The organism is Luteibacter sp. SVR4-7G, assembly GCF_056755555.1.
Window position 1 is genome coordinate 63,523 of sequence record NZ_JBPGXO010000019.1, and the last position, 11,266, is coordinate 74,788.

The 11,266-nt window shown below is 65.9% G+C and carries 10 protein-coding genes; 4 read left to right on the forward strand and 6 right to left on the reverse strand.

Annotated elements, in window-relative coordinates; genetic code table 11:
• Positions 1-232 precede the first annotated feature (232 nt).
• Together ACR9ZH_RS09370 and ACR9ZH_RS09375 are read right to left on the reverse strand one after the other, a co-directional pair.
• The gene (locus tag ACR9ZH_RS09370) at positions 233-1,225 is read right to left on the reverse strand and encodes a VOC family protein (RefSeq protein WP_481290493.1); all 993 of its coding nucleotides are present in this window, start codon (positions 1,223-1,225) and stop codon (positions 233-235) included.
• Positions 1,226-1,371: 146 nt separating this feature from the next.
• Positions 1,372-2,307 (reverse strand): GlxA family transcriptional regulator, encoded by a 936-nt coding sequence (locus ACR9ZH_RS09375; RefSeq protein ID WP_481290494.1) that lies wholly within the window; start codon positions 2,305-2,307, stop codon positions 1,372-1,374.
• Between the two features lie 219 nt (positions 2,308-2,526).
• Here ACR9ZH_RS09375 and ACR9ZH_RS09380 point away from each other — a divergent pair, with 219 nt between their 5' ends.
• The 3 genes from ACR9ZH_RS09380 (at position 2,527) to ACR9ZH_RS09390 (ending at position 6,660) form a co-directional block, all read left to right on the forward strand.
• Entirely contained in the window at positions 2,527-2,880 is a 354-nt protein-coding gene (locus ACR9ZH_RS09380) for a DUF4242 domain-containing protein (RefSeq protein WP_481290495.1), read from the forward strand.
• A gap of 90 nt (positions 2,881-2,970) precedes the next feature.
• Positions 2,971-5,577, forward strand: coding sequence for an ATP-binding protein (locus ACR9ZH_RS09385; RefSeq protein ID WP_481290496.1), 2,607 nt, complete (start codon positions 2,971-2,973; stop codon positions 5,575-5,577).
• Positions 5,578-5,697: 120 nt separating this feature from the next.
• The gene (locus ACR9ZH_RS09390) at positions 5,698-6,660 is read left to right on the forward strand and encodes an NADP-dependent oxidoreductase (protein ID WP_481290497.1); all 963 of its coding nucleotides are present in this window, start codon (positions 5,698-5,700) and stop codon (positions 6,658-6,660) included.
• Positions 6,661-6,685: 25 nt separating this feature from the next.
• Here the strand turns inward: ACR9ZH_RS09390 and ACR9ZH_RS09395 are convergent, their stop codons facing one another.
• The 3 genes from ACR9ZH_RS09395 to ACR9ZH_RS09405 are packed head-to-tail and all read right to left on the reverse strand — an operon-like array spanning position 6,686 to position 9,546.
• Complete coding sequence (locus ACR9ZH_RS09395) at positions 6,686-8,710, reverse strand: M13 family metallopeptidase (protein ID WP_481290498.1); 2,025 nt, start codon at positions 8,708-8,710, stop codon at positions 6,686-6,688.
• A gap of 18 nt (positions 8,711-8,728) precedes the next feature.
• Complete coding sequence (locus ACR9ZH_RS09400) at positions 8,729-9,208, reverse strand: hypothetical protein (protein ID WP_481290499.1); 480 nt, start codon at positions 9,206-9,208, stop codon at positions 8,729-8,731.
• Positions 9,208-9,546, reverse strand: a complete 339-nt coding sequence (locus tag ACR9ZH_RS09405; RefSeq protein WP_481290500.1) for a DUF6152 family protein — start codon at positions 9,544-9,546, stop codon at positions 9,208-9,210. Before ACR9ZH_RS09405 ends, ACR9ZH_RS09400 begins: the two co-directional genes overlap by 1 nt.
• A 145-nt stretch (positions 9,547-9,691) precedes the next feature.
• Between ACR9ZH_RS09405 and ACR9ZH_RS09410 the strand changes: the two genes are divergently transcribed.
• Positions 9,692-10,504 (forward strand): alpha/beta fold hydrolase, encoded by an 813-nt coding sequence (locus tag ACR9ZH_RS09410; protein ID WP_481290501.1) that lies wholly within the window; start codon positions 9,692-9,694, stop codon positions 10,502-10,504.
• Here the strand turns inward: ACR9ZH_RS09410 and ACR9ZH_RS09415 are convergent.
• On the reverse strand, positions 10,497-11,266 hold a 770-nt coding region (locus tag ACR9ZH_RS09415; protein WP_481290502.1), incomplete at its 5' end, for a M61 metallopeptidase family protein. The two genes, ACR9ZH_RS09410 and ACR9ZH_RS09415, sit on opposite strands and share 8 nt — an antisense overlap.

Genomic DNA, 11,266 nt, shown 5'->3' on the forward strand with positions numbered 1-11,266 from the left:
CGGCACATCCGGCGCACCCCAAGTTTTATTTTGTAGCCCGTTGCATGGGTAGTCGCGGACGCGGAAGCACCGCGTTGCCTTTCGGACATCAATGCGCGGAGCCGATGCCTGTGGGAGCCGGCTCTGCCGGCGATCCCGCGGCAGCGGGCAAGCTCGCCGCAAGCACCCATCGCCGCTGAAGCGGCTCCCACAGAAGGCCGTCGTCCCCGCACAAGGCGCTGTTCCTGGAATATCAAGACGCCGGGCAGGGTGCACCGCCGTGCTGGATGGCATGGAATTCGACCGACAGGCCGAGCTCCTCTTGCGTCGGGGCAAGCACGGAATCTCCCCACACGCCACGATAGGTCGCCAGCTTGCGCTCGTAGCCGCGTTCGACCCAGCGCTGCGCGCGGCCGAGGTCGAGGACCCCGAAGCTCACGCCAAGGACGCGGGGTCCACCGCTCGCCATGGTCTGGGCTGCAAGGCCGGCGCCGTCAGGCTGCAAGGCCAATAACGCCGTGGGGCCCACGGGAATGCAAAATCCCTTTGCGCCGGCCTCGGGCAACTTCACCGGCACCGCATGGCCGAAGCCCATCCGTTCCAGCTGACGCCGATCCGCGTCGGCATCGCCTGATACCAGCCAGATCGACGAGAGTTCCCGTGCTCCGTTGGGGTGCTCGCGTGTCACCCGGTAATCGTCGGCATTGGAAGGGTCGAACTGATCGGGTGCGTAACCGGCGGCATAGTCGATGAAGAACGTGTTGCTCGACAGCGGCGGGTGGTCGAAGTCGAACGCGAACAGGCGCCAGCCCGGTTTCTTGCTGTCCGGACCGGTAAAGAATGGCGTCACCGCGTAATGCAGCGCATCCAGCGAGCCATGGATGGCATCGAGCGAGGACGAGCGGAAGCCAAAGGTACGCGCGCCCGGACCGTCCTTGAGCGCCTGCCGGTCCTCCTTCATGCCCGGATCGAAAGTGGGATCGGGTTTGGTGACGCCCAGCAGTTCGATGAAGCTGGTATCCGCGAAGCGGATATAGCGGTTGGCGACACCGCCCGGGTTGCGCCCGGGCCGCACCTGGAAGCCGAGTTTGACCGCCATCACCGAGGTGACCTCGTCGATGCCACGTCCCCAGAGGAGCACATGGTCGAGCCGCGTGGCGGGGGCGACCGGCGCGGGTGCCGCAGGCGACGCCTGCACGGCGCCAAGACACAGCAGACAGGCGGAGACGAAGGGTGCCAGACGCATGCGATTCCTCTCTGTTGGGTGGTGGTTGGAGACGCGCCTTTTATCGGTCCCGGCACGTGCGGCGGCAAGGACAATTTCCGGGCGAAAACGGCCACGCACGGGTGGCCCGCTGGCGCCTCCCACTTCCGGAAAAGCCCTGCGAACGATCAGGCGCCGGCGCTGCGGCGCAGCGACTGGGGCGACATGCCGAAAGACCGGACGAAGGCGCGGCGCATGCGACTCGAGTCGCCGAATCCCGTCGACGCGGCGATGTGATCGAGATCGAGATGGCTGGTTTCCACCGCGATGCGCGCGGCCTCCAGCCGCAGGCCTTCCACGACTTTTGCCGGCGTCGCGCCTATCTCGGTCACGAAGGCGCGGGAGAAATTCCTGGGACTCATCGCCGCGCGCTCGGCAAGCCGCTCGATCGTCATCGGTTCGGCGATGCGTGCGCGCATCCAGCCGATCAGTTCACCGAACCGGCCAGTCCTTCCCCCTTGCTCCACCAGGACGGAGTATTGCGACTGTCCGGCATGGCGCCGCTGGTGCACGACGAGCTGCTGGGCGGTGCGCCGGGCGAGGCCGGGGCCAAGATCGTCCTCCACGAGCGCCAGTGCGAGGTCGATTCCCGCGGAAATACCCGCCGAGGTCCACACCCTGTCATCCCTGACGAACATCCGGTCGGCATCGAGCCGCACCTTCGGATACAGCTGCCGGAAGCGCTCGGCGGCAGCCCAATGCGTCGTGGCAAGACGGTTGTCGAGGAGACCGGCCTGGGCAAGGAAAAACGCCCCGGAACACACGCCGGCGGCCCGGCGCCACGCGTCGCCGCGGAGCAGGGCGGCGATGTCCAGCTCGCCGGCTTCCACCTGCGCGAGGGTGCCGCCCGAGACGATGACGGTGTCGTAGCGGCCCTGGCCGATGGGTTCCGCCGTCAGGCAGACACCTGAGGAACTGCGCACCGCGCCGCCCTTGGGCGATATCACGGTGATGGTGTAGCTCTCCGGCCGGAAGCGCTCCGCCATCTCGAACACGGCGATCGGGCCGGCGGCATCCAGCAGTTGAAACCCCGGAAAAACGACGATGGCAATTTCGCGTCGCATGTGAGGTGGCGCCATTGGGCTGTCCAGTTCACGGGAAAGTGGCGTAAGCGGAAGGCGGGCGTCAAGCGCCCCCAGGCACTGGCCTCGGCGCCACCCATCCAAAACCGGGGGCGGTGACCTGCAATCTGGGGGACATCCCCGATGTCCGGAAAGAGCCGTCTCCGTAGTCTGGAATCGCAGCTCGACCTTGGGCTGTCTACCCTCTGAAGGAGAACCCTCATGGCTCGTTATATCGTTGAACGTTCCTTCCCCGGCGGACTGGATCTTCCCACCAATGAGGCTGGCGACCGCCTCTGCCGCAAGATCGTCGACACCAATGCCGAAGAAGGCGTCACCTGGGTGCACTCGTATGTGAGCCTGGACCGTACCCATACGTTTTGCGTCTACGACGCGCCGAGCCCGGAAGCCATCCGCGAAGTGGCCCGCCGGAACCAGCTACCGGTCGACAGCATTACCGAAGTGTCTGTCCTCGACCCGTACTTCTACCTCGGCGTCGGGCATGCGGGGAAGCCGGCCAAGGCGCCTTCCCGGCTGCGCTCGCCCTGGCTTCCCTTCAGTTATCTGGCCGCCTGAGGCAAGGATGCTGCAAGTGCAGCAGTTTGCTTCACTCGCCCGGAACCTGTCCGGTGGGAAACTTCCGGCAGGTTCCGGGGAGCCGGTAAGGTGGAACTCATTGAACGCGATTACGCCTTGCAGCGCCTGCACGAGGCGGTCGAAGACGCGGCACGGGGGGCAGGGCATGTCGCCCTGGTCAGCGGCGAAGCAGGCATCGGCAAGACTGCCCTCATCCGGCGCCTCGTGCGCGACCACGCGGGGGATGGTCACCGTGTGCTCTGGGGTAGCTGCGAGGCCCTGTTTTCGCCCAGGCCGCTAGGGCCGATCTATGATATCGCCGACGCCTTCGGCACCGACGTGCAGGACATGATCGGCGTCGAGGGACAACGGCCAAAGCTATTCTCCGCCATCCTGAGCAACCTGCAGCAGTCGCCGCGCGTAACGCTCATGGTCCTGGAGGACCTGCACTGGGCCGATACCGCCACGTTGGACCTCGTGAAATACCTGGCCCGGCGCATCCAGCCGCTGCGTGCACTGCTCCTGCTTAGCTATCGTGACGATGAGATAGGCGACAGGCATCCGCTGCGCATGGTGTTCGGCGACCTGCCCGCGGACGCGGCCCTGCGCATCCGGCTCCCGGCGTTGTCGGAAGAGGGCGTAGCCAGCATGGCGCTTGAATCCGGGCGTGCCGCGGACGGGGTATTCGCGACGACCGGAGGCAACCCGTTCTTCGTCACCGAGGTCCTGCGCGCCGACGGCGTGCCCGCCACAGTGCGCGATGCCGTGCTTGCGCGCGCCGCGCGACAATCGCCGTCCGTGCGGGCCCTGCTCGACCTCATCGCGATCGTGCCTGCGCGCGTGGAAGTCTCGACCATCGATGCCGTTCTTACCCCTCTCGACGAAGATATCTCGGCTGCCCTCGCATCGGGACTCATCGTCGTCGCCGACGGCTGGTATGCCTATCGCCATGAACTGGCGCGCATCGCGATGGAAAAGTCCCTGGCCCCTCCGTTGGCGGCCGCGCTGCATGCACACATGCTGTCCTGCCTCGAAGCCAGTGACGCTCCTGTCGCGACCGCGCGGCTCGTCCACCACGCAGCGGGCGCGGGCGATGCATCGGCCGTCCTGAAATACGCCCCCATCGCAGCGGCGGAGGCGATTTCCCATGGATCGCATGGCGAGGCGGCAAAGCTCTATGGCGTGGCGCTGACGCACGCATCGAGGCTGTCGCCGCGCGAGCAGGCGGAACTGCTGGGACGGCGCTCTTACCAGTGTTACCTCACGGATCAGTCGGAAGAGGCCATGTGCGCTAGCCTGCGTGCCCTGGCCATCTGGCGCGACCTGGGCGAGCGCACGCAAGAAGGCCGCACCTTGCGCTGGTTGTCGCGCCTGCAATGGTTCGCAGGGTGCAACCGTGAGGCCGAATCCTATGCGGACCAGGCGGTGGCGATGCTGGAACAGCTGGCCGAAGACAGCGAGTTTGCGTGGGCGTTGAGCAACCGGTCCCAGTTGCACATGCTTGCCGGACGTACCGGCGAAGCGGTGGCGTGGGGCAACCGCGCCATCGAACTCGCCCGGCGCATCGGCGATACCGAGGTGTTGTGTCATGCGATGAACAATGTGGGCACGGCGATGCATGCCCGTGGCGACCTCGAGGGCAGGGCGCTGCTGGAACAAAGCCTGTCCGTCGCGCTCGAACACGGCTACGGCGAGCATGTCGCCCGGGCCTATGCAAACTTGGCCAGCACCGAGGTCACCATGCGCGATTACGCCGTGGCGGCACGCGTCATCGACGAGGCCGGCCGGTACTTCGCGGAGCGCGACCTAGATTCCTGGGCGAACTACGTACTGGCGTGGAAGGCCCGGCTGGATTTCGAGCAGGGACGCTGGGACGCCGCCGCCCGGCTCGCCAGCCAGCTCATCGTGCGCGACGCGGTGGCGCCGGTGACGCGGATCCCCGCGATGGCCGTGCTCGCACGCATACGCCTGCGCCGCGGCGATTCAGGAGCCACCGCATTGATCGATGAGGCCAGCGAACTCGCCGCCAACACGGGCGAACTGCAGAGGCTTGCGCCGATCGCGGCTGCGCGCGCCGAGGCGGCGTGGCTACGCGGGGATACCACCCTCGACGATCCATGGGTGCGGCAGACCTACGAGATGGCCGAGGACCTGGGCGATCGTCGCGAACTGAGCGAACTGGGTTTCTGGTGCTGGAAGCTCGGCGAAGGGAAGGGGAAATATCGCGACGTGAATGACCCCTACGCCATGCAATGGGATGGCGACTGGAAGGCGGCCGCCGAAACCTGGCGCCGCCTCGGGTGCCCCTTCATGCATGCGATGGCGCTATGGGATGGCGATGAAAGCAGCAAGCTCGAGGCGCTGGCGATATTCGAGGCGCTGGGTGCCTGCGCGACCGTCAAGCTTTGCCGCGCGCAATTGCGGCAGGCGGGGGTGCGCGGCGTGGCACGAGGCCCACGTGCCACCACCGCGGCGAATCCCGCCGGCCTGACCGCGCGCGAATGCCACGTGCTGGGCTTGCTTGCCGATGGACTGTCGAACGCGGAAATCGCCAGGCGCATCGTGCGCTCGGAGAAAACCGTCGAGCACCATATATCGGCAATCCTGCGCAAGCTGGACGTCTCTTCGCGCGGCGAGGCGGCAGCTTCCGCGAGACGGCTCGGCCTGCCGGATCGAGGGAGCCAGGATCCATCCTGAAGCAGGTGGCGCAAGGCGCCACAAGCCAGGGCAGAGCAGGGCATGGCAGCATGGAAGGGTGTTCACCCGCGAGGTCGCCGCCATGTCGTACCACGAGCATGCAACCGCCGGAGCCAGGCCATGAGGGCCGCGTGGATTACCGATGCCACCGGTGGCGATCTCTCGATCACCGTCGGCGACGCGGACCCGCCGATGCCCGGAGAGGACCGGATCCTGATCGACGTCGAGGCCGTGGGCCTCACGTTCGCGGAACCGACTTGGGTCACGAATGGCAGCCAGCCTCTGCCCGATGGGTCGCCGCGTCCCTTGCCAGTCATCATCGGCCACGAATTCGCCGGGCGCGTCGCCACCGCCGGCGCGGGCACATCGGGCTTCGCCACGGGAGACCGCGTCTTCGGCCTGATCGATTTCTGGCGAAACGGTGCAGCGGCGGAACAGGCCAGCGCGTTGCCGGGAGAAATCGCACGCCTGCCCGACAACGTGACCGCCCAGGACGCATGCACGCTGCCGATCGGTGCGCTCACGGCCTGGCAGGCCTTGTTCGATCACGCGAAGCTGGTGCAAGGAGAAACCGTGCTCGTCCACGGTGGCGCCGGCGCGGTCGGCACATTCGCCATCCAGATCGCGAAGGATGCCGGTGCACGCGTGATCGCCACGGCCCGCGGGAAGGATGCCACGGCAGTCTGCCTGGAGCTCGGCGCCGAGCGCGCGATCGACACGGATGCGGAGCGCTTCGAAGATGTCGCGGGACCCGTGGACGTCATATTCGACACCGTAGGCCGCCAGTTGCTCGAGCGCAGCTGGGGATTCCTGCGCCCTGGCGGCCGGCTGGTAACCATCTCGGGCGAGGCGGAAGACGCGCCGTCGCCGGAGCGCGCGGCGAAACTGGGCATCCAGGCTTATTGGTTCATCGTCAAGCCTGACCCGGCCCAGCTTCGCGACATTGCGGCGCGCGTCGCGGACGGCCGGATCAAGGTACTGATCGATCGCGACTATCCGCTCGCCGAAGCGCGCAGGGCATTTGAAGAAGCCAATAACCGGGCAAGGCGAGGCAAGACCATCCTGCTCGTCGGCAAGCCTTGAGCGGCACGCATTTCTCGTCCGGGTCCTACCAGATCCGGACCCGGCGATCCGGAGCAAGGTAAAGCGACTGATCCGGCTTGACGTCGAATGCCTTGTACCAGGGGTCCAGGTTGCGCACCGTCCAGACCCGCTGCGGTGCCGGAGCATGAGGATTGCTCAGCAGCCGCTGACGCAGGTCGGCGTCGCGGTATTTGAGCCTCCATATCTGCGCCCAGCCGAGGAAGAAGCGCTGATCCCCGGTGAAGCCGTCAAGGACGGGGGAGGGATTTCCTTTCAACGAAACCTCGTACGCGTCGTACGCGATGGCCAGTCCGCCAAGGTCGGCGATATTCTCGCCGAGGGTCAGGGCGCCGTTGACGTTCATCCCCGGAAGTGGCTGGTAGGTGTCGTACTGGCGCGCGAGCGCTTTCGTACGCGCCTGGAAACCGTCGATGTCAGCCGGCGTCCACCAGGTCGCAAGGCGTCCCGTTTCGTCATAGTGCGAACCCTGGTCGTCGAATTGATGGCTTATTTCGTGTGCGATCGACGCACCGATCCCGCCATAGTTGATCGCTGCATCGGCGTTCGGATCGAAGAAAGGTGGTTGCAGGATGGCCGCGGGAATGACGATCTCCACGGCCGAGAAGTTGGCGAATGCGTCCACCGTCATGGGGGTGACCCGCCATTCGGAACGATCGAAGCGATGGCCAAGTTTGCCGATCTCGCGATCAAAGGCGAAGGCCCGGGCCCGCTGTTGGTCGCCGAAGGCATCGTCGGCACGGATGTCGAGGCGGGAGTAGTCGCGCCATCGATCCGGGTAGCCCACCTTGGGCCGGAACGCTGCGAGCTTTGCGCGGGCACGGAGCTTGGTTTGCGGGGTCATCCAGTCGAGCGCCTGGATGCGCAGGTCCATGGCGGATAGCAGGTTGCGGACCAGCGCTTCGGCGGCGACCTTATAGTCCGCGGGGAAATAGCGCGACACGTACGCCTTGCTCACCTCGTCCGGTACGGCATCGACCGCAAAGGCCACGCCCCGTTTCCAGCGCGGCTCCGGCTGCTCCACGCCACTGACGATGCGGGAATGGAGCTCGAAACGCTCTTGCGCGAAGGCACGCGGCAGCACGTCGCCGTATGCATCGAGGACGGCGACGCGCAGGCTGTCCTTGAGCACCGGCAAGGGGGAATCGCCGAGGATGCGGGCGATGCCGGCAACGGCGCCGGGTTGCACGATCACGAGGTCGTTCGACTTTGCGCCGATGCCGTCGAGGTATGCGTCTACGTCAAACCCCGCCATCTCGGTGCGCGCCCGGTCGCGCGTACGACGGTTGTATGTCTTTCCGGCATCGCGGCTGTCCACGCGATTCCAGCTTACCTTCGCCAGCTCGGTTTCCACGCGCAGGAGCGCGTCTGCCCGCGCCGAAGCCTCCGCCTTGGCCACGCCCGAGAGCGCGAGCAGGCGTGCAAGGTGGTCGCGGTACGCGACGCGTGTCTGGATCATCGGCGGGTCCGTCCGCAGGTAATACTCCCGATCGGGCAGGCCAAGGCCGGCTTGCGCGATCTTCAGCACATAGGCAGCGGTATCGCGGTCGTCCTGCGTGACGGCCACTTCGAATGGGCCGGCGATACCTTCCCGTGCGGCCTGCGCGGAGAGACGCGCATAGTCTTCACGCGTCGCCATCGCATCGATTCGGTCCAGCCAGGGTTTGACCGGTGCAAGGCCCTTCCTTTCTATGCCGGCTTCATCCAGGAACGCGCCGTACGCGGCTCCCGCCTTGTCATGGGGATTCTTCCGGGCGGCCTCGAGGATGTCCTTGAGGCGTTGCCGGTTGAGTTCATCCAGGTGCGTGAACATGCCAAAGCTGGATTTGTCCGGCGGTATCGGCGTGTCGCGGTCCCAGCCTCCGTTGGCGTAGCGATAGAAGTCCACGCCCGGCGGAACCTCCCTGTCCATGCCCGTCACATCGAACCCGAATGTTCCCACTACGGGTTTTTCCGATGCCGGCGCAGGTGATGGCGACACCGCGCCCAAGACGAACAGGGCAGCGCCCAGGGCAATACCGGTCTTTCCCATGTCAGCTTCCGTAGGACGTTAAACGTAGGCCAGCAAGCGCCCGCAGCAGATCACTGCCAGCCACAGTACCAGCGACAGGATAGCCTGCGCCTTGGCGAGCGGAGGCGCAGGGGTTCCCCTGTCCCATACGGCAACGGACCGGTAAACGCCCAGGTGGAAGAGCAGGGCATTGAGGCCTGCGAGGACGATCAGCGACAGCTTGAGCAGGAACGCCGGGTTGGACAGAAAGTCCCGAGGCTGGGTGGAGAACATCGCCACCCCGGCAGGGACGACCAGCACCAGGCTGGCCACCGACCAGGGCAGCAACTGGCGGCCCAGCGCCGACACCGCCAGCGAGCGACCCCAGCCAAGCACGCGCAGGTCGAACAAGGCGGCGGCGCCCACCAGGATCACGAACCCTGCGATGTGAATGATCTCGACGATCGGATAAAGCAGCAGGCTGTCCCGCATGGCCTTTGCCAGCGGCGTCTCCGCCAGCCAGCCGGCCAGTTCGTCCATCAGCGCAGTTCCGTCGTCTTGCCGCCGATGGTGATGCGTTCGGCACGCATCTCGTCGGACTTCGTGCGGTGGGGGTAACCATAGACTTCCGCCCGGGTACCGGCCGCCAACATATTCTTGTCGAGGCCGCGGGCTTCCATGCGCGACGGCGGTGCGAGCACCACGTCCCAGCTGCCGTCATTCGTCTTCAGGCGGACATGACCGTGGGGCTGGGTGTAGCTTGAGGACTCGATGACACCCGACAAGTTCAAGGGGCGACTGGCGTCGTATTCGCTCCATCCGTGATGCGCCAGGGCGGAAGTGGCCGTCAGAGCGGCCAGCACAAACCAGCGTTTCATGGCGATCTCCCGTGCTTCAGGGTAGGGGGAGTGTACGACCAGCCCGCCCGTTCCACTACCGGGAAGGCCAACCGGGCATTTCTCGATGCCGGGGTTTCGTGTCATCGTAACCGCGATGTATCGCGCAGCCGGGGAAACTTCTGGAATGGCAAGCCTCTCATTCGAAGACGATGACCTGACCGGGCTTGCTGCGCACGGGCTTCCGCCCTTGCCGCCGGCCGCGGCGAGCGGCTACGTCGCGAACGAAGGCGCCCGCATCTGGTATGCAAGCATCGGGGCGGGGCCGCCGGTGGTCCTGCTGCATGGTGGCCTGGGTAACTCAGGGAACTGGGTGTATCAGGTCCCCGCCCTGGTCGACGCAGGCTATACGGCCGTGGTGATCGACAGCCGCGGCCAGGGACGCTCGACCCGTGATACCACGCCCTACAGTTACGAACTCATGGCGTCCGATACCCGCGCCGTGATGGACACGCTCGGCGTTGCCAGGGCCCCCTTCATCGGCTGGAGCGACGGAGCCGATATTGCCCTTGTCCTATCGCGGGAAACGCCGGACCGTTCGGCGGGTGTATTTTTCTTCGCCTGCAATGTCGACAGTACCGGTACCAAGCCGTTCGAGGCGTCCGCAACGATCGACCGGATCTACGAGCACCACGTCAGGGACTACGCCGCGCTTTCCCAGCAGAAGGATGGCTTCGAGGCGATGCGCGACGACCTGAACAAGATGCAGGCGGACCAGCCCAACTACGGTCCCGACCAGCTTCGGGAGATCGCCGTGCCGGTATGGAGCGTGCTGGGCGAGCACGACGAGTTCATCGAGCGCGCGCACGCCGAATACATCGCCCGTAGCATTCCGGGCGCGAAGTTCGTGCTGCTGCCCGGCGTCAGTCATTTCGCTCCGTTGCAGCGGCCGGAGACCTTCAACCGGGCCATGCTCGATTTCCTTGGCTCCCTCAGTTGACGCAGGACGAACTCCACGTAAGGCCAGGCTGTGTACCACCGCGCGGGTCGTAGCTGATGACCATCGGCCTGCCGGCGCGGCGAACGTGCAGCACGACCGGCATGTCGAGGCTGCTGGCCGCCGGATTGATATCGAGGCTGCTCTGGAGGACGTCGCCATTGCGGAGCCCGGCCCGTTCGGCTGCGGAGCCGTTCACGACGCCATCGACTGTCGCCCCGGCCGAAAGGCGCACCGGAGTCGCAAAGCCGAGATCGAAGATGCGCACGTCTTTCTTCGTGGCGTGCATGCACTCGCCGAAGGCACCCTGTGCAGGAAAGATGAGTTCGCCCGCCATCATGTCGTTCCAGTCGCCGACCGCCCATGAACCGGCACGCCTAGAAAGCACGTCGAGCCAGGTATGCCGGTCGGAAGGTTCACCCGCGTTGATGCGGGCGTTCATTTCATTCGCGAGGTCGAGGACACTGACATGATTCCCATGAGCCTTGAGCTTCGCATCCAGGTCGGCGAGGTACATGGTGCCCCGGTTGTAGGGGAGCAGCCATGCGTTGCGGCCTGACCACACGACGCCGGGCATGGCACTGTTCGGCAAGGTTCGCTTCGCGTTCGTGTAGTAGCCGGCGCTTTCTTCGCTGACCAACTCCAGGTATTCGGCGGGCGTGTAGAGGCCGGCGGCGTTGGGAACGGTGAGCGCGACGTAGTTGGCCAGACCTTCCGTATACCAGTCACCTTCGACGTCTTCCTTTTCCAGGTAGCGTGCAAGGC

Excerpts from the sequence above, each read along its gene's own strand:
- ACR9ZH_RS09375 (WP_481290494.1), bottom strand. The coding sequence starts at position 2,307 with ATGCGACGCGAAATTGCCATCGTCGTTTTTCCGGGGTTTCAACTGCTG.
- ACR9ZH_RS09410 (WP_481290501.1), top strand. The coding sequence starts at position 9,692 with ATGGCAAGCCTCTCATTCGAAGACGATGACCTGACCGGGCTTGCTGCG.
- ACR9ZH_RS09400 (WP_481290499.1), bottom strand. The coding sequence starts at position 9,208 with ATGGACGAACTGGCCGGCTGGCTGGCGGAGACGCCGCTGGCAAAGGCC.
- ACR9ZH_RS09370 (WP_481290493.1), bottom strand. The coding sequence starts at position 1,225 with ATGCGTCTGGCACCCTTCGTCTCCGCCTGTCTGCTGTGTCTTGGCGCC.
- ACR9ZH_RS09405 (WP_481290500.1), bottom strand. The coding sequence starts at position 9,546 with ATGAAACGCTGGTTTGTGCTGGCCGCTCTGACGGCCACTTCCGCCCTG.
- ACR9ZH_RS09395 (WP_481290498.1), bottom strand. The coding sequence starts at position 8,710 with ATGGGAAAGACCGGTATTGCCCTGGGCGCTGCCCTGTTCGTCTTGGGC.
- ACR9ZH_RS09380 (WP_481290495.1), top strand. The coding sequence starts at position 2,527 with ATGGCTCGTTATATCGTTGAACGTTCCTTCCCCGGCGGACTGGATCTT.
- ACR9ZH_RS09390 (WP_481290497.1), top strand. The coding sequence starts at position 5,698 with ATGAGGGCCGCGTGGATTACCGATGCCACCGGTGGCGATCTCTCGATC.